The organism is Aeromicrobium sp. PE09-221 (genome assembly GCF_002174305.1).
In the GTDB taxonomy this organism is placed as follows: Bacteria; Actinomycetota; Actinomycetes; order Propionibacteriales; family Nocardioidaceae; genus Aeromicrobium.
The window spans coordinates 90300-111491 of sequence record NZ_MIJB01000025.1 but is presented as its reverse complement, the minus strand read 5'-3'; the positions used below and the strand labels follow the sequence as shown (position 1 = coordinate 111491).

The following is a 21192-nucleotide window of genomic DNA, read 5'->3' as shown; positions in this document are numbered from 1 at the left end:
AAACGGCGAATCAGCCGTCCGAACGTCCCACTCAACGGGTTCTGTCGTCAGTGCTGGTAGGTGCCGTGGAGGATGGCGCGGCCGAGGGTCTTGAAGGCCAGGTTGAAGCCGACCACCGCGGGAGAGACGGACGCGTCGACGCCGAGGGACTCCTCGCCGACGGCGTGGACCACGAAGTAGTAGCGGTGTACCTGATCGCCCTTCGGCGGGGCGGCACCCATGAAGTTCAGCCCGCCGCCGTCGTTGCGGACATGGAAGGCCGCCCCCGGCAGGCTGTCATCCGAGGCACCGGCTCCGGCCGGCAGCTCGCGGGTGTCGGCCGGCAGGTCCACGACCACCCAGTGCCAGAAGCCGGACACGATAGGCGCATCGGGATCGAAACATGTCACGACGAAGGACTTGGTTCCCTCCGGCGGATCACCCCACGCCAGATGCGGCGAGGTGTCACCGGCCGCGTTGACCTGGTCGTCCTTGAGTGGCAGACCGTCGGAGATATCGTCGCTGCGCACATCGAAGACGGCCGCGGCCGGGAGAAGCGGATACGGGTCGGGGGTCACGGGTCGTTCAAGGCTCATACTCCGTAGCCTAGATCGGTGGCCGAGCTGATTCAGGTCGCGGGCGCGGACGATCCGCGTTTGCGCGACTACACCGATCTACGCGACGTGAGCCTGCGCAAGCTCCTGGAGACCGAGCGCGGCCTCTACATCGCCGAGGGGGAGAAGGTCGTGCGCCGGGCCGTCGAGGCGGGCCACCGTCCCCGCTCCCTTCTGCTCGCCCCGCGGTGGATGGAGTCACTAGCCGATGTGCTGCAGACGACCGATGCGCCCTGTTACGTCCTCGATGAGAAGACGATCGAGCAGGTCACCGGATTCCACGTGCATCGTGGCGCGTTGGCGGCGATGGAGCGGCCCGAACCGGCGACTCCCGAGGTGGTGCTGGCCTCGGCTCATCGTGTGCTCGTGGCCGAGGATCTGGTCGATCACACCAACGTGGGCGGTCGTGAAACCCCGCAGTTCTCCTCGAATACGAGGACACGGTCACGGATCGCGATCTTCGAGAACATTGTGGACCACACGAATCTTGGTGCCGCTTTCAGGTCGGCTGCGGCGATCGGTGTGGACGGTGTTCTGGTCACTCCCAGCTGTGCGGACCCGCTGTATCGCCGCTCGATCAGGGTGTCGATGGGGACAGTCTTCCAGGTTCCGTGGGCACGCATCGACTCATGGCCTGGCGACATCGACATGATCAAGGAGCACGGGTACGTCGTGGCCGGCATGACGCTTGGCGAGGGAGCGATCACACTCGACGATCTGGTTGCCGAGGGTCACCCGCATCTGGCGCTGGTGTTCGGGACGGAGGGACACGGGCTGACGCGCCAGGCCGATCGTCGGCTCGACCGCCGGGTGACGATCCCGATGATGCGCGGCGTGGACTCGCTGAACGTCGCGGCGTCGGCGGCCGTGGCGTTCTACGCGACGCGATAGGAACAGGAAGCATAGTGGGGTGGTTGCCCCAGCGCCTATTGGACAGGGAATCGGGTCGCTGCAGAGGGTCACGACGATTCTAGCTTGGATTCAATTTCGCGAACGAGGGCATCGAGCGGTCCTCTTCGTTCGGCCCGAAGGGCGGCGACCGGATCGCGCTCGACGGCATCGGCAACGAGGGTCTTGAGGTCGTCCTCGATCGCCTTAGTCCAACCTTGACCGGAGCCTGCGAAGTAGTCTTGCATACGCAGCTTGAACTTCTTTTGCGGGTGAGTGTGAGCAGGATCCAGGGTCACGTTGAATCGAGCGAGGATGTCCGGTCCCAGGAATGCTTCGTCGAACAGATCTTCCACCTCCGAGTCGTTCATGCCGACGACCGTCACCATGGTCGCGTCAAGATAGCTGAATCCGTGCTCCTTCTCGAGGGCTTCGAGAGCCTTGCGCCCTGCAGCGTCATCGTCGAGTAGAGCGTGAACGCGGCAGACACCGTCATAGAAGTGACGGAACTGGTACGCAATATTGGGTGCGCCGGTGGTGATCTCGATGCGCAGCGTCCCGTCTGCCAGCGCGGCTTTGATTATCGTGCTTTGAGCAGCCAGGAGCGCCTCGACGATTCTCTTGTCGCCGAGCCCTTCAACGAGCAAGATGACGCTCGCCGAGTGGAGGTTATCCTCGATGCGAACCCCGAGGACATCGCGGATCTGACCGAGCGACTCCGCCTGAACTGCGCGGTTCTGCCGGATAATAACGTTGCCTGCGATATCGTCACGACTCACGAGCAATGCGCTATGGGTTGTGATAACGACCTGTTGATCTTGGGCGATCTCGTCCAGGACAACGCGAAGCTCGTGCACCGCTGCGGGATGAAGGTGGGCCTCGGGTTCTTCGACGGCGAGAATCAGGTCGGCATTTTTGGTTGTCTGTGTCAGAGAGTGCGCTAAAGAGATGGCAGCGAGGCGCTGCACACCGTCACCCTTCGACGCGAGCGGTGTTTTCACGCCGTCGTCGACCATGAAGTCAAAAGCTGCCCTGGCCCACGAGCTTACTCCGAAGTAGTCGTGTCCGCTTGGCTCAATATCGACGGATCTGACGTTCGGGAGGAATCGTCGAAGCGCTTCGGTAACCGATGCGCCGAGCGGTGCCAAGGCATCCTTCCGGCGACCAAGCACAACGTCCAGCGCCTCTCGATACTGCTGATCGCTCTCCAATGCCGCAAGACGGGAGCGTACCTCAGCGCGCATCAATGCGACTGACTCGACCGCAGGACGGGATGCAGGGATGTACTGAACGCGAACTCGCTCAGAAATGAATTTCGCGATGACGACCTGCTTCTCGTTAATCTTCTTGCTACCCGGTCCCTGCTTGATAATCTCCATCTCACGTCGTTCACGGTAGAGACGGAGTCGGACCTTCAAGGTACCGTTATTACCGCTCTTTGTGCGCGACTTGAACTCGTCGACTTCCTCTTCACTGAGCTCGAAGTCAAACTCCAGAACGGTGGCTGAGTTCGGCTTCGTCTCTCGAACGACGTCGGGAAGATCCGACTCCCACGTGTACGTTTCGAAATCCCAGTCCTCTCGTCGCGCGCGGCCGCTTGTGGGATACGGCCTACGGTCACCGATGTCGGAGATTGCTCGCAGCCCAACAACCAGACCACGAAGGATGTTCGACTTCCCTTCGTTATTCGGGCCAACGAGTACAGTCTTGGTCCTTAGATCCATTCCCTCGCTTTTGAGAATGGATCGGTAACGCTCCAGTCGGAACTGTCGGACTCTCATCAGTAGTACTCCCGAACGTAGCCGAGGGCATTCTCGAAGACGTCGTTGTCGCGGATCTTGAACTGGACGTAGAGGGTCTTCCGCAGAGCTTGGCGGACCTCCTGGTCGCCGCGGATCGTGGACTGCCACCCCTCGAAGCGGACCCCACGGACGACCTCGTCGATCCGGTTGACGACGTTCTCGACGATGATCGGGGTCTGATCGCCCTTAAGAGCGTCGAACAGCTCAGTCAGTGCCGCCTTGCCCTGCTCTTCACGGGGTACCTCGTCTACTGCTTTCTCGGCAGCAACGGTGTCGCGGGCGAGTTCGAGAAGCTCTCGGAGGAAGTCGAGGCTGGACTGTTGGATGTCGGCGTAGCGCTCGCGCAGGTCGTTGAGGCGCTGGCCGAGTTCGACGAAGACCGGGTTATGCAGGTGCCGGGCGATGCGTGCGGTGATCTGACGCTCGATTTCTTCGGTGGGGATGTCGGTGCGCCGACCGGTCATCAGGTCTTCGATCGTCTGAGCATCGAGCACGATCGTCTCGGTGTTCTGCGGGATCTCGACGGCGACGTGCTCGTTGATCAGGTCGATTGTCTTGGCTCCGAGCGCGTGCCACACGAGTCGCCCCGTGATGTCGGAGGGGCGCACCGACTCGTAGACATCCGTGAGCCAGCGGTAGTCGTCGCGATGCTCGCCCAGCATGGGGTCGGGACTGAGCGCCTCCCACAACTGCGACACCACGCTGTAGGCCGCTCCGAAGGCGTCCTTCGTGACATCGTCAGCGATCACGGATTGCGCCTGGACGAGGCCTTCGTACCCGCCTACCGTGCGGTCGACCCCGGGGAAGAACGCAAGTGCGGCAGCCATCGCCGGCGCGAGCTGAGTCTTGAGCTCCTCGATATTGGAGACGACCTCCCGGACGGCCTGCTCATCGAAGGAGAGGGATCTGGCGACGTCGTCGAAGATGCCGAGGTAGTCGACGATCAGGCCGTGGGTCTTGTCCGGCGGGTACACCCGGTTGGTGCGAGTGATCGCTTGGAGCAGCGTGTGCTCCTTCAGCGGCTTGTCGAGGTACTGGCAGTAGAGGATCGGAGCGTCAAACCCGGTCAGCAGCTTCGCCGTCACGATGATGATCTCGAGCGGGTCGGTCGGGTCATTGAACCGCGCGACAACCTGCTCAAGCTCCTCGGCACCTGGGGTCCACTTCGCCCAGTCGGGCGAGTCACCTCGGGTCTTCGACATGACGATGGTCGATGCTTCGGGCCCAAGGTGCTTGTCGAGCTCGTTCTTGTACGCGACGCAGGAGGCCTTGTCGTACGCGACGACCTGCGCCTTGAAACCCTGCGGCTCCACTTTGGTTTGGAAGTGGGCGGCGATGTCGGCAGCGATCTTCGCGATGCGCGAGGGCGTCTTGATCAGCACCTCGATCGAGGCCGCCTTCTTCGAGAGGGTGATCTTGTCGCTCTCGGACAGATCGCGATCCGTGGCGAGTTCCTCGAACGCCGCGTCGATCGCTTCCTGGTCGATGTGGATTTCTGAGAGTCGTGGCTCGAAGTGCAACGGAAGGGTCGCACCGTCGCGGATGGAGTCCTGGAATGAGTACCGTGACAGGTACCCGCCCTCGTCTTCGGGTGCGCCGAACCACTTGAACGTGTTGCGGTCGCGCCGATTGATCGGCGTACCGGTCAGACCGAAGACGTACGCATTGGGCAGGGCCTCACGCATCTTCTGCCCATAGTCGCCCTCCTGCGAGCGGTGAGCCTCGTCGACCATCGCAATGATGTTCTGCCGAGCGTCGAGGACACCAGGTGCCTCGCCGAACTTGTGGATCGTGGTGATGATGATCTTCCGCGCGCCCTGGCTGAGCAATGTCTGGAGCTGCGCTCGCGAGTCCGTCGACACCAAGCCCGAGACGTCCGAGGCGTTGAAGGTGCCTGTGATCTGGGTGTCCAGGTCGATGCGGTCGACCACGATCAAGATCGTCGGGTTCGTGAGCTCGGCCATCGCGCGCAGTTTGAGCGCAGTGAAGACCGTGAGGAGCGACTTTCCCGAGCCCTGGAAGTGCCAGATCAGGCCCTGCTTGACCTTGCCGAGCAGTACTCGGTCGACGATCAGATTGGTCGCCTGGACCTGCTGGAATCGCGCGATGATCTTGATCTTGCGGTGCTTCTTGTCAGTCGCGTAGAGGGTGAAGAACCGCAGAAAGTCGAGCACCGCACGGGGAGTGAGGACGCCTTCGACGGCCTCTTGGACCGCGACGAGACCGATCTTCGCCGGCGCATCCTCATCAGTAGGGTCTTCGCGCCAGGGGCCCCAGAGATCGACAGGCATGCCGATGGTGCCGTAACGGAAGTCCTTGCCCTCGGTCGCGAAGGAGAACACGTTGGGCACAAAGAACTGCGGGACACTTTGCTCGTAGTCGTCGTGGATCTGCGCGGCCCCGTCGATCCACGTGTACGCCGGACGGATCGGCGTCTTCGCCTCGCCAACCACGAGAGGCAGACCATTGCACCACAGCACGAGATCGAACCGCTTCTCCAGCCGACCCTGCTTGAAGGTCACCTCGGTCGAGACGATCCACTCGTTCGACGAGTCCTCGTCGACATGGTCGAAGTCGATCAGCCGAACCGTGGTGTGTTCGCCGTTCGGCCCGAACGGCATCGACTTCTGCCCGGTCAGCAACGCCATGAACTCCTCGTTGGCAACCACCGGATGTGGGCTGTTGCGAGCCGCGATCAGGATCGCGCGGAGGCTGTAGATGACTTCCTCCGCCTTAGCAGGATCCGCCTCGATCTCCGGGTTGAGATTGATCAACGCTCTCTTCAGCACGCCTTCCAGCAACACCTCGTCTGTACGACGGGGCAGTTCGTTGCCGGGCACGAATTGGACGTCGATGGACTTCACCAGGTCCCGGATGAAGTCGCGGACTGAGTTCGCCTCGTTGAACTGCGCCATCAGTCGCCTCCGAAAATCTCACTCAGGAATGCAGAGCTCAGTACCTCAAGAGTCGAAACCTCGGCCCGCGCGGCATCGAGCGCTTCGTCAAATGATGCCGTCTCCTCCAGGATTTGGACCTGATCCCTGAGCGGCGGAACTACCAGTTGATGGGACTTGATGTCCTTGCCGTTGATCTTCCAGATCCCATTCGTCGACTTGGCGTTCTCCAATAGCGACGCATGCACGGCTGCGCTGTTCCACTGTTCGGTCGCGAAGGCCGGCAGCATCCGGTCTGGATTGAATCGAAGGCGGATGAGGAGGTCCGGATAGATGCAACCCACGGGAAGGCCGCCATTGACCAGGCCACCACGACCGGTCAGCGAGCGGTTGCCATTGCCACGCACGACGAGGAAGTCACTTGGCTGAAGGCGGAACGAGCTCACCGAGTCGGGGTCAACCTCGATCCACTTCACAGAGTCACCGCCACGCACCCCGCCATCGCGCACGGCGCTGATGCTTAAGGTCGGCACGCCTCGCTGCTCGTCGTTAGCGCGGGCAGACTTCCCGTTCGTCGGCCCCGAAGTAACAAGCTCCGATACGGGCTCTAGGGGCCAGCCGCGCTCCTCCGCACCCGAGGCTAGGCGCTCGGCAAGCATCAATGACTTCGCACCTGACACCTCCATTTCGGAACTCAGCGTGTTGACCCGATGGCGCTCGACGGACCAGAGGAGGTCAGCGATTCGCTTCTGCTCGTCGAGTGGAGGGAGGCCGAACTCGAAGTCCTTCAGCTCACGCCAGTTCGTGCGCGGTGAAAGCGAGCCGGCTGATGTGCCGAGAGCATGCTCGAAAAAGCCGTTCGACCGGACCAGGAATGGAAGCAGGTCTCCGCGAAGCTGCGTCTCATCGGACTCGAAGGTATAGATGTCACCAGAACAGACGGCGTCGAACTCGGCGTAGGCGACCTTGCGCTGGTATGCGCGGCGCTTGCCGAAGAGTGTTTGGCCGGGCTTCACGCGCCGCGTGAAGGTCGTGCGGTCCTCTGTTGAACCCCACCGGCTGATTTTCAGCTCGCCGGGGTCCATGTGCTCCATCGCGATGACGCGGTCGATGCCGGCCGCTTCGAGATCACGGACGGTCTCATTGACGTTGCGAACAACGTCTCCGAAGGTGACCCGCGTCCAGTGCGACTTGTCGAGGTTGAGGCTCACGCGGTCACCTCCGCTCTCAGCAGCGCGAGAACGTCAGTAATTGCCTGATCTGACACCTGCGCGGCAGCTCCCCACTGGGCCACGGCATCGCCGACATCGACGTGCTCATCGGCTTCCTTGCCGGATGTGCCGGCGACGTATAGCGGGATCGCGAGACTGTGGTCCTTGTCGACGATCTGGTCGAGAGTGGCAACAGCAGCGAACCCGTCCTGTGGCTCGAATGCGTGATAGGCGTCCAGGATCCTGTGCTGGTGCGACTCGCGGAGGAAGGACTGTGCCTGTTCGCGGGCGACTTCCTTCACGGCGTTGATGAACAGCACCTTGCCCCGGTGCTCGGCGGGCTTGTTGGCGCGGAGCGTGACGACCACGGCCTCCATGGGGCTGTTGTAGAACAGTCCGGCACCGAGTCCGAGCACGCACTCGATGAGGTCGGACTTCACCAGAGCTTCACGCAGGGCTGCCTCTTCTCGGCGGAAGAGCACGCCGTGGGGGAACAGAATGGCCGCTCGTCCGGCCTTGGAGTCGAGACTCTTGGCGATGTGCTGGAAGAATGCGTAGTCGGCGCGTCCTTGAGGTGGCACTCCCCACACGTTCCGACCGTACGGGTCCTTGGCGAACGCAGCGCGGTTCCATGCCTTGATGGAGTAGGGCGGGTTTGCCAGCACGACATCGAAGGTCTGCAGATGGCCCTTGCCGTCAAGGAACGCCGGTCGGCTGAGGGTGTCACCATGGGCGATGTGGCCGTCGGTGATGCCGTGGAGGAACAGGTTCATCCGCGCGATGGCCGAGGTCCCGTAGTTGAGCTCCTGACCGTAGAGGCGCAGGTTGCGCCACTCCTTGCCCTGCCGCTTGAGCTCGGCGGCGGTGGAGATAAGCATTCCACCGGTTCCGCAAGTGGGGTCGTAGACCGACTCACCGGGTTGCGGCTCGAGCATCTTCGTCATCAGGTGCACGAGCGTGCGGTTGGTGTAGAACTCCTGCGCCGTGTGACCGGAGTCGTCGGCGAACTTCTTGATCAGGTACTCGTAGCCGTTGCCGAGCTCGTCTTCGGGCAGGTTGGCGATCGAGAGCGTCTTGGTGGAGAGGTGCTCGAAGAGGTCGGCCAGCGTCGAGTCCGGGAGCAGGTCCTTGTTGCCCCAGTCGCCGTCGCCGAACACGCCGGGGAGTGTGTCGGGGTTGGCCTTCTCAATGGAGCGCATGGCGTGCAGGAGTGCCGCGCCGATGTTGTGCGTGACGCCGCGGATGTCGTTCCAGTGGCAGCCGTGGGGGATGGCGAAGCGGTGGTTCTCCGGGAGGTCGGCGAGCTCCTCATCGTCGTACACCTCCATCGCGGCGGCGTGCTCCTCGTCGTAGACGTCAGAGATCCGCTTCAGGAAGACCAGAGGGAAGATGTACTGCTTGTAGTCACCGGCGTCGATGAGACCGCGGAGCACGATCGCCGCGCCCCACAGGTAGTTCTCCAGCTCGCGCTGCGTGATCCTGGTGCTCATACAGATAGCCCCCACTTCACCAGCTCGGCCTCCAGCGCGGCACGCGTCTTGGTTGCCTCGGCATGCGCCGTCTCGAGATTGGCTAGAGCGTCCGCGAACGTGAGCTTCTCACCGGTGTCGTGTGGGGCCACGTAGAGCGGGATATTCAGGCTGTAGTCGTTGCCCTCGATCTCGGCCAAGTCGACGACGCGCGAGCGGCCCTCGATGTCGGAGTAGAGGTCATAGGCATCGAGAATCTGCTGGGCGTGCTCAGGCTGGAGGGTGTTTTGGTTACGTCCGCGCTTGAACAGGTCTTCACCGTTGATGAAGAGCACCTTGCCCTTCTCACCGGGCTGCTTCACCTGCCGGAGGATGAGCGCGCAGGCGGCGAGACCGGTGCCGTAGAACAGGTTGGGAGCCAAGCCGATGACCGCGTCGACGAGGTCCGACTTGAGCACCTGGGTGCGGATCCGCGCCTCAGCGCCTTGTCGGAAGAGCGCGCCCTGGGGCAGGACCACCGCGACGCGCCCAGTCTTCGGCTTCGCCGAGGTGAGCATGTGCTGGACCCACGCCCAGTCGGCGTACCCCTTAGGGGGGACACCACCGAGCGTATTCCGGCCCCACTTGTCGGATGCCCACTCGGGCTCGCCCCAGTTCTTGAGCGAGAACGGCGGGTTGGCGACGACGCAGTCGAATTGCGCGAGGTTGTTTCCCGTGTAGAAGGCAGGGTTGCGCAGCGTGTCCTCGCGGACGATTTTGAAGTCCTCGATGCCGTGGAGCAGAAGGTTCATTCGTGCGATGGCGGAGGTCGCGAGCACCTTCTCCTGCCCGTAGAGCTTGCCCCAGAGCGTCTTGGGGCTGCCGCCGGCGGCCTTCACGTGCTCAATGACCTCGATCAGCATGCCACCCGTGCCGCAGGCCGGGTCGTAGACCGTTTCGCCCTCTGTGGGGTCGAGGATGTTGACGAGCAGGCCGACCACCGAGCGCGGCGTGTAGTACTCGCCTGCCTTCTTGTTCGACTGGTCGGCGAACCTCTTGATGAGGTACTCGTATGCATTGCCGAACACGTCGGGCGGCACAGCGGCGTTGGTCAGCGCCTTACTCGAGAAGTGCTCGATGAGATCGGCGAGCTTGCGATCGGGCAGCTTGTCCTTGTTGGTCCAGCTGGCGTTGCCGAAGATGCCGTACAGCGTCTCGGGGTTCGCCTTCTCGATCTCGCGGAACGCAGTCTGCAAGGCGGTGCCGATGTTCGCTGCGTGGGTGCGCACGTCTTCCCAGTGGCTGCCGGGCGGGATCACGAAGCGGTGGTTCTCCGCGAACAGGGCGAACTCGTGGTCGCCCCCGGACTCGTCCAGCGCTTGGGCGTACTCCTCGAGGTAGACGTCGCTGATCCGCTTGAAGAACATCAGCGGGAAGATGTACGCCTTGAAGTCGGCCTGGTCGATGCTGCCTCGCAGCAGGTCAGCCGCGGCGGCAAGGTACTGCTCAAGCTCCGCCAGCGTCAGCGGATCGCTCCCGCCGTGGGGCAGCAATGCCCGCGCTGCCGCGCGTGCCTCATCCTCGGTCATCCGTCTCCTAGCTATTGCTCCACCACGCGACAAAGGCGCTACCGACTCACGTTACGGTCGATACCGACTCAGCTCATGGCTGAGGGGACAACGTGCCCTGACTAGGCCCTTGTCGCGCCAGCACGCGGTGGGCGGTTCCAATCGACACGCCAGCACTTCCGGCGATCCTGCGCAACGATTCTCCTCGATCTCTCCGCATCCTAATCTCGCGCTGCGTCTCGTCGCTGATGGTGCGTGGTCGGCCGTGGCTGCCTCCGTGTTCCCGTGCCGTCTGGATGCCGGCCCGGATGCGGGAGCTTTGGAGCTCTCGACGTAGTTGTCTGAGCTCGCGGATGTCAGCGAGGAGCTCCGAGTCTCCGGCGTGCTCGCCCGCGGCGAGGCCATTGAGGACCTTCACTGCGACTCCTCGGTCAACGAGGTCCAGCAGTGCCTCGAGTCCGTCGACCATGCTCGTGCTCAGGCTCCGTGCGTGGGTCACGGTAAGCACATCCCCGTCGCCGACCTCCGCCACAGCAGCGAGGAGCCCGGAGCGGTTCTTGATCAGGCGTTGACGCGATGCTGTCTCCTCGAAGAGACGTGAGCAGATCGGCTCGAGTGCTTGCCGTTGCAACCTCGCGTCCTGAGGGTCTGTCCCGACCCGAACGAGTCCGATGAGTGCCATCAGCCCAAGCTCAGGTCGCCGCTGCGCAGTCCCAGCATGGCAGTGTGTGGGGGAGTGAGGCACATAGGGTTTATTGAACACTCCTAGCCGGCCGACGATGACGACCGAGCGGCCGTATTTACCTTCTGATCTGCGGAGACGCGATGTTCATTTCATCGGCGTGTCGACCGGTAGGAACCGAGTCCACGCGCCGTAGATGCTCCAGGACGCCTTATGACCGCTTCCAATATCGGTGCCGTCATGCGCAATGTCGCGGCGCTCGGATTCGATGCCGTGCTCTTGTCCCCGCGCTGCGCCGATCCGCTCTATCGACGATCGGTGAAGGTCGCCATGGGGGCGGTCTTCTCGCTGCCCTATGCGCGGATCGACGACTGGTACGGCGCACCCGAGCTGCTGCGTGCGCATGGCTTCACCAGCTACGCGATGTCGCTGGCCGCCGATTCGGTGCCGCTGGACGAGTTCGAACCCGAAGCCGGTGAGCGGCTGGCCGTGGTCATCGGCTCGGAGGGCCCGGGCCTGACCGAGCACTGGCAGCGAGCCGCCGACCACCGCGTCACGATCCCGATGGCTGCAGGCATCGACTCGCTGAATGTGGCCGCCTCCACCGCCATCGCCTGCTGGCACTTCCGCCCGCGCTGACCCTTCGGGTCCGACTTTTGCCGGGTTGTGGCCCCTCAGGGCCATCTTGAAGGGCCATAACCCGGCAAAAGTGGTTCGGAGAGTCAGTCCTCGCGCATGGGCGAGACGGGCCAATCGTCGGGATAGTCCTCGGCGAGGGCATGGTGCTGCTTGTAGAGCTTCTTGCGGGCCCGGTCGGGGACGCGGTCGCCGAAGACCGTGCCGAAGAGGTGATCGGTCTCGTGCTGCAAGCAGCGGGCGAGCAGACCGGTGCCGGTGAACTCGACGGGCTCCCCGTGGTGATCGACGCCTCGCACTGTGGCGAGATCGGGCCGCGCGCACTCGGCGAAGGCCCCGGGCAGTGAGAGGCATCCTTCGTCGGCGGCATCCAGCTTGCGGTCCTTGCCTTCGGGGAGGGTCAGGACCGGATTGCAGACGACGCCGGTGATCCGCTGGTGATCGGCATCGGGGCAGTCGAAGACGAAGACCTTGAGATCGACGCCGACCTGATTGGCCGCCAGGCCGACTCCCTCAGCTGCGTACATCGTGGCGGTCATGTCTGCCACCAAGGTCGCGAGCTCGTCGTCGAACTCGGTGACATCGCGCAGTTCGTGGTGCATCACCGGGGTGCCCCAGCGGGTGATGGGGAGGACCTTGCCACCCTCGGGGAGGGGACGGGACTGCTCGGCACTGCTCACGGAAGGACTCCTGACGACGGATGATCGGCACCACACTATCGACCTCGCCCGGGGCACCTGCTTGGCAGTGTTCCCACTTTCGGATACTCTCGGTATGTGAAACTGCAAACCGCAGTTACTTGTATCGCCATCCGATCTCGAACAGGAGCACCGCAGTGGCTCGCACCGATCCCATGGGCGTCGGCCTCAAGGTCCTGAACCGGCTAGCGCAGTCGTCGGTCATCGACCGCTTCGGCTTGCGCGACGCGACCCAGAGAGTCGTCTATCACGGAGCCAGGAACGGCTTCAAGGCCGCCGGCACGGCCCAGCGCACGTTCACGAAGGTGCGGTCGGGAGGACAGGGCGCACGGCCCTCGACCTCGGGCCCCAACGGTGTCTTCGATCTCACCCCGACCGATGACCAGCAGATGATGGTCGAGGTCGTGGAGGAGTTCGCGCGCGAGGTCCTGCGGCCGGGCGCCGAGAGCGCCGAGGCCGTCAACGACACGCCCAAGGAGGTCCTCGGTCGGACGAACGACTTCGGGCTGTCGCTCATCAACATCCCCGAGGATCTCGGTGGGCTCTCGCAGGAGCGGTCGGCGGTCACGGGCGTGCTCGTGGCCGAGGCCCTCGCCTCCGGCGACATGGGGCAGGCGGTCGCGTGTCTCGCGCCCTCGGCCGTCGCCACCGCGATCGCCCTCTGGGGTACCGACGGTCAGCAGCAGAGCTATCTCTCCGCCTTCGCCGGGGACGATGTCCCCGCTGCGGCCCTCGCGGTCGCCGAGCCGCTTGTGCTCTTCGATCCTCTGGCCCCGCAGACCACGGCCCGACGTGCCGGCGCGGGTTACACGGTCTCGGGTCTCAAGTCCGGAGTCGTGCGGGGGAGCGAGGCGGAGCTCTTCGTCGTCACCGCCGAGGTCGAGGGACGCGGCCCGTCGATGATCATCGTCGAGGCGAGCGCCGCGGGGGTGCAGGTGGCCGACGACCCCAGCATGGGCCTTCGGGCCGCCGGGCTCTCACGCCTGGCCCTCGACGGTGTGGAGGTCTCCGAGGACGCCATCCTGGGCTCCGTCGAGGACTGCCGTGAGATGGTGCGGCTCTCACGCCTCGCCTGGGCCGGTCTCGCCCTCGGGACCGCCCGCACCACCCTCGGCTACGTCAAGGACTACGTGACAACGCGCGAGGCCTTCGGCGAGCCGATCGCCCACCGCCAGGCGGTGGCCTTCACGGTTGCCGACATGGCGATCGAGCTCGAGGGCATGCGCCTGGTGACCCTGCGCGCAGCCTCACGCGTCGACCAGGGCCTCGACGCCTCCCGCGAGATAGCCCTCGCACGCAAGCTGACCGCGGAGTACGGCATGAAGATCGGCACCGATGGGGTGCAGATGCTCGGCGGTCACGGTTTCGTCAAGGAGCACCCGGTCGAGCGGTGGTATCGCGATCTGCGCGCCATCGGCGTGATGGAAGGAGCGGTCCTCGTCTGAGGGCGACACGATCATGATCAATCTGGAAACTCCCAAGAAGTACCGCGGTTTCGTCAAGCAGGTCAACGAGGTCGCCACCAACTTCCTCCGCGCCAACTCGCGAACCTATGACCTCGCCGAGCACGCCTACCCCAAGGAGCTCGACCTCCTCGCCTCACTCGTCGACGGCATGAACGAGTCCGGGCAGAGCCAGGGTGCCGGCGCCGCGGGCGTCCGCGTGAAGGATGACGACAAGGACGGGGTCAAGAACGGCACCAATATGTCGTCCGTGCTCTCGGTCATCGAGATGTGCTGGGGCGATGTCGGCCTGCTGCTGTCGATGCCGCGCCAGGGACTCGGAAACTCGGCGATCGCCTCGGTCGCCAATGACGAGCAGCTCGAGCGGTTCAAGGACACCTGGGCCGCTATGGCCATCACCGAACCGAGTTTCGGCTCGGACTCGGCGGCCATCAAGACCACGGCGGTCAAGGACGGCGACGAGTACGTCCTCAACGGAGAGAAGATCTTCGTTACCTCCGGTGAGCGCGCCGACTCCGTGGTCGTCTGGGCGACTCTCGACAAGAGCAAGGGGCGCGCTGCGATCAAGTCCTTCGTCGTGCCCAAGTCGCTGCCCGGCATCCGAGTCGAGCGCCTGGAGCACAAGCTCGGCATCCGGGCCTCGGACACGGCGGTCATCGTGCTGGAGGACTGTCGGGTCCCGGCCGCCAATCTGCTCGGCGATCCCGAGATCGACACCTCGAAGGGTTTCGCCGGCGCGATGGCCACCTTCGACAACACGCGGCCATTGGTGGCCGGGATGGCCGTCGGCTGTGCACGGGCGGCCCTCGAGCTCACCCGTGAGTTGCTGACCGATGCCGGCATCGAGATCGACTATGACCGTCCGGCCCAGTCGCAGTCGGCCGCTGCCGCGACCTTCCTGCAGATGGAGGCCGACTGGGAAGCGGCCCATCTCTTGACGCTCAGCGCCGCGTGGATGGCCGACAATCGCAAGCCGAACTCGTTGGAGGCCTCGATGGCCAAGGCGAAGGCCGGTCGGGTCGGTAATCAGATCACGCTCCGCTGTGTCGAGCTGGCCAGCACCGTCGGCTATAGCGAGGTCGAGTTCCTGGAGAAGTGGTCCCGCGACTCCAAGATCCTCGACATCTTCGAGGGCACACAGCAGATCCAGCAGCTGATCGTGGCTCGCCGTGTGCTGGGACTGACCAGCTCGCAGCTCAAATAGCGGACGCGGCGCGAGCAGCAGCGCTGGCAGAGCTGAGGACCGCCGGGCGATCAGGGAGTGAGCAGCACCTTGGTCGCCCGGCGCTCGTCCATCGCCCGATAGCCGTCGGCCACCTCGTCGAGATCGAGCATGAGATCGAAGACCCTGCCGGGCTCGATGGAACCGTCGAGCACATCGGGAAGCAGCTCGTCGAGATAGCGCCGCACGGGAGCGACACCGCCGGCGAGTCCGATATTGCGATAGAAGTTGCCGCGAGGGTCGATGATCGCGTCGTGGGGGAGGCCCACGTAGCCGACCGTGCCGCCCGGGCGGGTGGACATGAACGCCTGCTTGAGGCTGTCACCGGTGCCCACGCATTCGAGGACGGCATCTGCGCCGATTCCGTTGAGGATCTCGCGGACTTCGGCCGCGCCCTCCTTGCCGCGGGACTCGACGATCTCGTCGGCGCCGAATCCGCGGGCGATCTCCTGCCGGTCGGCGTGTCGCGACATGGCGACCACGGTGGAGGCGCCCAGTCGTTTGGCGGCCAGGATGGCACTCAGTCCGACGGCTCCGTCGCCCACGACCGCGACGGTGCTGCCCTCGCGGACGCCAGCGCTGACGGCGGCGTGATGGCCGGTCGGAAAGACATCCGAGAGTGTGAGCAGGTGCGGGACGAGCGCCTCGTCGGGCTCGCCACCCGGCACGCGCACCAGGGTGCCATCGGCCTGGGGGACACGCACGATCTCGCACTGGCATCCTTCATAGCCGCCGCCGTTGACGCAGGAGGTGTGGACGCCGCGCTCGCACAGAGCACAGGTGTTGTCGCTGTAGAGGAAGGGGGCGATGACGAAATCACCCGGCCGCACCGCGCTGACGGAACTGCCGACCTGTTCCACGACGCCGACGAACTCGTGCCCGATCCGCCGGGGCTCGGGCTGCTCACCCTCGAGCCCTCGATAGGGCCACAGATCGCTGCCGCAGATGCACGAGGCCACCACCCGCACGACGGCATCGGTGTCGGTCGTCAGCTGCGGATCTGGAACGGTCTGGATCTCGATGGTGCCCGGGGATGTGAGGATCGTCGCGCGCATACGTGCAAGGATGGCAGGTATGACCTCCAAGCCTGAAGTCGACTTCATCGAAGGACCCCCGCCCGCCGAGCTCCAGGTCGCGGACCTGATCGAGGGCGACGGTCCCGAGGCGGTGCCCGGTGGCGTCGTCGACGTCCACTACGTGGGTGTCGACTTCGAGACCGGAGAGCAGTTCGACGCCTCGTGGGATCGCGGGCAGTCCGCGCGCTTCCCGCTTCCTCAGCTCATCGCCGCCTGGCAGCAGGGCATCCCCGGGATGAAGGTCGGCGGTCGCCGCCAGATCATCGCCCCGCCGGAGCTTGCCTACGGCCCGGCCGGCGGGGGTCACCGACTCTCTGGCCGCACGCTCGTCTTCATCATCGACCTGCTCGGCGTCGGCTGAGCGATCCTGCTCGGTAGGGATGCTCTCGTGGGCGTTGTGGCTCGCGAGAGCATTCTTTCTGCGCTCTGGACCGAGAGCGGTGTGTCATCAACCACCGCTCGCCACGCCAGCGGCCATTCTGACTGACAGAGGTCGATGGCTCACCGCCCGGAGGCTCACGCTGCTGCAGAATGGTCGCCAGCGCGCGAGGATGACCGCCCCGACTACCGGGCTGGCGTCGGCTGCGTGGCCGCGGCGAGATGTTGTTCCAGGGCATCCAAGAGCTTCGTCACGCGCTTGACGGAGACCGGGATCGCCGCGCGGAGGTCCTGCGCGAGCAGACTGACGCGCAGCTCCTCCAATGCCCACCGCGCCTCCTGCACTGGGGCGCTTCGCCGGAGCCACAGCGGGAGATCGCCGGTGAGCCCGTGGAAACGGGCCTCGAGATCCTGTGTCGCCGCGAGATCGCGGGTGAGCGGCGCACGCAGCCGACGACGCGCCGCTTCCAGATACACTCGCAACCGCGGCATCCGGTCCGCGCCCATCTCGCGGACGAATCCGGGGTACACGAGCCAGGACAACTGGACCTTGACGTCTTCGCCCGCCTCGTCGCTGCCCGGTGTGATGTCGCCCAGCACCCGCAGTGCCTCCACCACGCTCTGCACCGTCCTCTCCGCGAGCGGGTAGACATCCGCCCGCACGGCCTCGGCGAGGGAGGTGAAGGCGTTCTCGTCCTGGACCGGACCGCCATGCCGCACGACCAACGCGTCGAGCGCCGCCATCCGCGCGTCCTCGATGAGGACCCCCGGATCCCGATAGGGAGCCGTGGAGAGCAGCAGCTTCTGGTCGAGAGCCAGGGCTGACGCCAGATGCGAGGCGGGCGACGGAGTCGTGAGCGCGATCAACCGCGACTGCGCCCAGACCATCGCCGCCTGCTGTTGATCGGCGGATGACAGGACACGCAGCGAGACGCTGTCACCGTCGTCGACCAGCGCCGGATAGCCGATGATCTGCCCGGCCTCGACCGTCTCTTCGAGGGTGCCCACCTCCCAGCGTGTCAATCCGGTGCGCTCCTCCTGCTCGGCCATCGCGTGTAGATCGCTGCGCAGGCGCGGCTCGAGCTCGCGTCGCAGCTCGGCCAGATCCTTGCCGCTCGCGATCTCCTCACCGTCATCGACGATGCGGTAGGTGACCCGCAAGTGATCGGGCACGGCCGCCGGATCGAAATCCTCCGGCCGCACGGCCATGCCCGAGGAGCTGCTCAACCGGCGGGCGAGCTCCTCGACGATGTCGGGGGCCTCCACATCGAGCTCCGGCACGATCCGTTCGGCGTACTGCCCGGCAGGAGCGAAGTTTCTGCGCTGAGCCTTCGGCAGCGTGCGGATGAGCTCGGTGACGAGCTCACGACGATGGCCAGGCACGTGCCAGCCGAAGGTTCGCTCGTCGACCGCGAGCAGCTCGTCGACCGGGAGGGTGACGACGAGGCCGTCGACGCTGGACTGCGGGTCGAAGACGTACTCGACGTCGTAATCGCTGCTCTGCGTCGTCCAGGTGGTCGGGAACTGCTCATCGATATCGGAGCCGAGCTCGTCGGCGCGGAGCATCGCCGGGTCGAAGGTCAACAGCCCGGGCTCCTGCCGCCGCGTCTTCTTCCACCAGCTGTCGAAGTGTCGAGCCGACACGATCTCCTGCGGGAGGCGCTCGTCGTAGAAGTCGAACAGCGTCTGGTCGTCGACCCGCAGGTCCCGGCGGCGCAGCCTGTCCTCGAGCTCGGCGATGTCGTCGAGCAGCGCGCGATTCTTGTGGAAGAACCGGTGATTCGTGCGCCAATCGCCCTCGACCAGCGCATGCCGGATGAAGAGCTCTCGCGCGAGGACGGGGTCGACACGCGACAACTGGACCGGCCGATCGACGACGACGGGGATCCCGTACAGCGTCGCTCGTTCCTTGGCCATCGCGGTGCCGCGGCGCGAGGACCAGTAGGGCTCGGCGTACTGGCGCTTGAGCAGGTGTCCGGCGGCCTTCTCGATCCAGTCCGGATCCACCCGCGCCACGGTCCTGGCCCATAGCCGCGAGGTCTCGACGAGTTCGCCGGCCATGATCCACCGCGGCGGCTTCTTAGCCAGGCCCGAGCCGGGGAAGACCATGACACGAGCACCGCGGGCCCCGAGGAACTCCCGCCCATCCGGTTCGCGGAGCGCGACATGACCGAGGAGACCCGTCAGGAGCGCCTGGTGGATCGCGTCGGCATCCCCGCTCAGCTCGCGCTTCGGCTTCATGCCGAGGTCGCGGACTGTGCGACGCAGCTGGGAGTGCACATCCTGCCACTCGCGGACGCGGAGGTAGTGGATGAACTCGTCGTGGCACATCCGCCGAAACTTGCTGTGCGACAGCGCGTCGCGCTGTTCGCGCAGATATGTCCAGAGACTCATATAGGACAGGAAGTCCGAATCGGGCTGGTGAAAGCGCCGGTGCTTCTCGTCGGCTGCCTGCTGACGCTCCAGCGGACGTTCGCGCGGATCCTGGATGGACATGGCGGCCACGATCACCAGGACATCGGCCAGGCACCCGAGGCGATCGGCGGCCAGCAGCATCCGACCGAGACGTGGATCGACGGGAAGTCCCGACATCGTGCGACCGAGCTTGGTCAGGCGGCGGCCATCGAGGGCACCGAGTTCCGTCAGCAGGCTCAGACCATCGTTGACGGCGCGGCGATCCGGTGGGTCGAGGAACGGGAAGTCGTCGATATCCCCCAGCTTGAGAGCCGCCATCTGCAGAAGCACCGAGGCGAGATTGGTGCGCAAGATCTCCGGATCGGTGAACTCGGGCCTGCCGTCGAAATCCTCCTCCGAGTACAACCGGATGCAGATGCCATCCGCGACACGACCACAGCGGCCGGCCCGCTGGGCCGCGCTGGCCTGCGAGATCGGCTCGATCGGCAAGCGCTGCACCTTCAGGCGATTGCTGTACCGGCTGATCCGCGCGAGCCCCGAGTCGATCACATAGCGGATGCCCGGCACGGTCAGCGAGGTCTCGGCCACATTCGTCGACAACACGATGCGCCGGCCAGGATGGGAGGAGAAGATCTTCTGCTGGTCCTGGGCGGCGAGCCGCCCGTATAGCGGCAGGATCTCCGTGCGCGGGTACTTCTTGCCGCCCAGGTACTCGGCGGTGTCGCGGATCTCGCGCTCCCCGGAGAGGAAGACGAGGATGTCGCCCTCGCGTGGCAGTTCGCGGATCGCCTGGTCGATCGCGTCGGCGAGATCGGAGGCATCGGACTCCGCAAGCGGGCGGTAGCGGACCTCGACCGGGTAGGTCCTTCCGGAGACCTCGATCACCGGCGCGTCGTCGAACATCTCGGAGAACCGTGCGACGTCGATCGTGGCCGAGGTGATGATGACCTGGAGATCCGGTCGGCGAGGGAGGAGACGTTTGAGATAGCCCAGCAGGAAGTCGATCGCGAGCGATCGTTCATGGGCCTCGTCGATGATGACCGTGTCGTACTGCCGCAGATCCGGATCACCCTGGAGCTCGGCGAGGAGCAGACCGTCGGTCATCAACTTGATCGCGGTCGTGTCGCTGGTCTGGTCGTCGAAGCGCACGGCGTAGCCGATCTCGTCGCCGAGCTCGACCTCGCATTCGTCAGCGATCCGTCGGGCGACGGATCGTGCGGCGATCCGTCGGGGCTGGGTATGAGCGATATGGCGACGCCCGAGCTCATAGGCGATCTTCGGGAGCTGGGTGGTCTTGCCGGAGCCGGTCTCGCCAGCGATGACGACCACCTGGTGCTGGGTGAGCAGCTCGGCGATCTCGTCGTGTCGTTCGGCGATCGGCAGGGCGGGGTCGAAGGTCAGTCTCATGGGTCAGCGCAGTCCGAGGGTCTCGGCGAGGAACGCGTAGCCGACGAATGCCACCACATCGAGGATCGTGTGGGCGATGACGAGCGGCAGCACGCGACCGGTCCGGTGGAACCAGTAGCCGAACACCACTCCCATGATCGCATTGCCCACGCCCTGGCCGAAGCCCTGGTAGAGGTGATAAGTGCCGCGCAGCAGCGCGCTCACCGCGATGGCAGCGGGCACGCCCCACCGCAGCTGTCGCAACCGTGTCATGAGGTAGCCGACCACGACGACCTCCTCCAGCACGGCATTCTGCACGGCCGCGAGGATCAGCACGATCGGTGTCCACCAGTACGCATCGGCCGGGCTGAGGACGATATCGGCCGTCAATCCCAGCGCTCGCCCGGCGGCATACAGACCGAGTCCCGGCAGTCCGATGACGGCGGCCAGCGCAGCACCCCAGGCAGCATCGTGCAGAGGACGCGAACCGTCCAGTCCGAGTCTCTTCAGGACGCCGGGACGCTGACCGTCGAGACTCAGCAGGTAGAGGGCGAGGGCGACCGGGACGAGCGCGAAGAAGATCGAGAGCAGCTGCAGGGTCAGATCGAGCCACTGCACGTCCGCGCGCGATGGATTGAGGGTCGCCGTCGATCCCCCGACGCCCCCCTCGGCGAGCTTCCGCAGCAGGCTGAGCACCGCGTAGACGGCCGACTGGCCGAGGGAGAGCCCCAGGACGATCCAGATCTCGGCCCGGAGACCGCTGCGCGTCACCGCCGGCATGTGACCGGGGTGGAGGGGGGTTCGCTGGGCACGAGATCGAGTCTAATGTCCC

General features: G+C 65.0%; 16 protein-coding genes. 6 read left to right on the top strand and 10 right to left on the bottom strand.

Annotation, left to right across the window (positions count from 1 at the left end):
- Positions 1-47: 47 nt before the first annotated feature.
- Positions 48-575 carry a YbhB/YbcL family Raf kinase inhibitor-like protein gene (locus BHE97_RS13750; RefSeq protein WP_087624610.1) on the bottom strand — a complete coding sequence of 176 codons (528 nt, stop codon included), beginning with the start codon at positions 573-575 and terminating at the stop codon, positions 48-50.
- 18 nt (positions 576-593) lie between these two features.
- Here BHE97_RS13750 and BHE97_RS13745 point away from each other — a divergent pair, with 18 nt between their 5' ends.
- The gene (locus BHE97_RS13745; RefSeq protein ID WP_087624609.1) at positions 594-1484 is read left to right on the top strand and encodes an RNA methyltransferase; all 891 of its coding nucleotides are present in this window, start codon (positions 594-596) and stop codon (positions 1482-1484) included.
- A gap of 68 nt (positions 1485-1552) precedes the next feature.
- On the opposite strand, the gene BHE97_RS13740 is transcribed toward BHE97_RS13745, so the two are convergent.
- Genes BHE97_RS13740 through BHE97_RS13720 form a run of 5 tightly spaced genes read right to left on the bottom strand, consistent with a single transcriptional unit; the run spans position 1553 to position 10425 of the window.
- Positions 1553-3262 carry an ATP-binding protein gene (locus tag BHE97_RS13740; protein WP_087624608.1) on the bottom strand — a complete coding sequence of 570 codons (1710 nt, stop codon included), beginning with the start codon at positions 3260-3262 and terminating at the stop codon, positions 1553-1555.
- Complete coding sequence (locus tag BHE97_RS13735) at positions 3262-6198, bottom strand: HsdR family type I site-specific deoxyribonuclease (RefSeq protein ID WP_087624607.1); 2937 nt, start codon at positions 6196-6198, stop codon at positions 3262-3264. Before BHE97_RS13735 ends, BHE97_RS13740 begins: the two co-directional genes overlap by 1 nt.
- A complete protein-coding gene (locus tag BHE97_RS13730; protein ID WP_087624606.1) occupies positions 6198-7388 on the bottom strand; it encodes a restriction endonuclease subunit S in 1191 nt (396 codons plus the stop codon). Before BHE97_RS13730 ends, BHE97_RS13735 begins: the two co-directional genes overlap by 1 nt.
- Positions 7385-8878 carry a class I SAM-dependent DNA methyltransferase gene (locus BHE97_RS13725; protein ID WP_087624605.1) on the bottom strand — a complete coding sequence of 498 codons (1494 nt, stop codon included), beginning with the start codon at positions 8876-8878 and terminating at the stop codon, positions 7385-7387. The genes BHE97_RS13730 and BHE97_RS13725 overlap by 4 nt, the downstream gene beginning before the upstream one ends.
- Positions 8875-10425: a class I SAM-dependent DNA methyltransferase gene (locus BHE97_RS13720; protein ID WP_087624604.1), complete on the bottom strand. Its 1551-nt coding sequence runs from the start codon at positions 10423-10425 to the stop codon at positions 8875-8877. Before BHE97_RS13720 ends, BHE97_RS13725 begins: the two co-directional genes overlap by 4 nt.
- 316 nt (positions 10426-10741) lie before the next feature.
- Here BHE97_RS13720 and BHE97_RS20730 point away from each other — a divergent pair, with 316 nt between their 5' ends.
- A complete protein-coding gene (locus BHE97_RS20730; RefSeq protein ID WP_236757692.1) occupies positions 10742-11005 on the top strand; it encodes a hypothetical protein in 264 nt (87 codons plus the stop codon).
- Between the two features lie 294 nt (positions 11006-11299).
- Positions 11300-11725 carry an RNA methyltransferase gene (locus tag BHE97_RS13710; RefSeq protein WP_087624602.1) on the top strand — a complete coding sequence of 142 codons (426 nt, stop codon included), beginning with the start codon at positions 11300-11302 and terminating at the stop codon, positions 11723-11725.
- A gap of 83 nt (positions 11726-11808) precedes the next feature.
- Here BHE97_RS13710 and def read toward each other — a convergent pair whose 3' ends face one another.
- Positions 11809-12402 (bottom strand): peptide deformylase, encoded by a 594-nt coding sequence (gene def / locus BHE97_RS13705; RefSeq protein WP_087624601.1) that lies wholly within the window; start codon positions 12400-12402, stop codon positions 11809-11811.
- Positions 12403-12557: 155 nt separating this feature from the next.
- On the opposite strand from def, the gene BHE97_RS13700 reads away from it, so the two are divergent.
- Both BHE97_RS13700 and BHE97_RS13695 read left to right on the top strand, forming a co-directional pair.
- Entirely contained in the window at positions 12558-13865 is a 1308-nt protein-coding gene (locus tag BHE97_RS13700; protein WP_236757691.1) for an acyl-CoA dehydrogenase family protein, read from the top strand.
- Between the two features lie 13 nt (positions 13866-13878).
- Positions 13879-15087: an acyl-CoA dehydrogenase family protein gene (locus tag BHE97_RS13695; protein WP_087624600.1), complete on the top strand. Its 1209-nt coding sequence runs from the start codon at positions 13879-13881 to the stop codon at positions 15085-15087.
- A 50-nt stretch (positions 15088-15137) separates the two neighbouring features.
- Here the strand turns inward: BHE97_RS13695 and BHE97_RS13690 are convergent, their stop codons facing one another.
- Positions 15138-16160: a zinc-dependent alcohol dehydrogenase family protein gene (locus BHE97_RS13690; RefSeq protein ID WP_087624599.1), complete on the bottom strand. Its 1023-nt coding sequence runs from the start codon at positions 16158-16160 to the stop codon at positions 15138-15140.
- A gap of 19 nt (positions 16161-16179) precedes the next feature.
- On the opposite strand from BHE97_RS13690, the gene BHE97_RS13685 reads away from it, so the two are divergent.
- Positions 16180-16542, top strand: coding sequence for an FKBP-type peptidyl-prolyl cis-trans isomerase (locus tag BHE97_RS13685; protein WP_087624598.1), 363 nt, complete (start codon positions 16180-16182; stop codon positions 16540-16542).
- Positions 16543-16745: 203 nt separating this feature from the next.
- On the opposite strand, the gene hrpA is transcribed toward BHE97_RS13685, so the two are convergent.
- Positions 16746-20381, bottom strand: a complete 3636-nt coding sequence (gene hrpA, locus BHE97_RS13680; protein ID WP_087624597.1) for an ATP-dependent RNA helicase HrpA — start codon at positions 20379-20381, stop codon at positions 16746-16748.
- A gap of 3 nt (positions 20382-20384) precedes the next feature.
- Positions 20385-21140 carry a CPBP family intramembrane glutamic endopeptidase gene (locus BHE97_RS13675; RefSeq protein WP_087624596.1) on the bottom strand — a complete coding sequence of 252 codons (756 nt, stop codon included), beginning with the start codon at positions 21138-21140 and terminating at the stop codon, positions 20385-20387.
- Positions 21141-21192 lie beyond the last annotated feature (52 nt).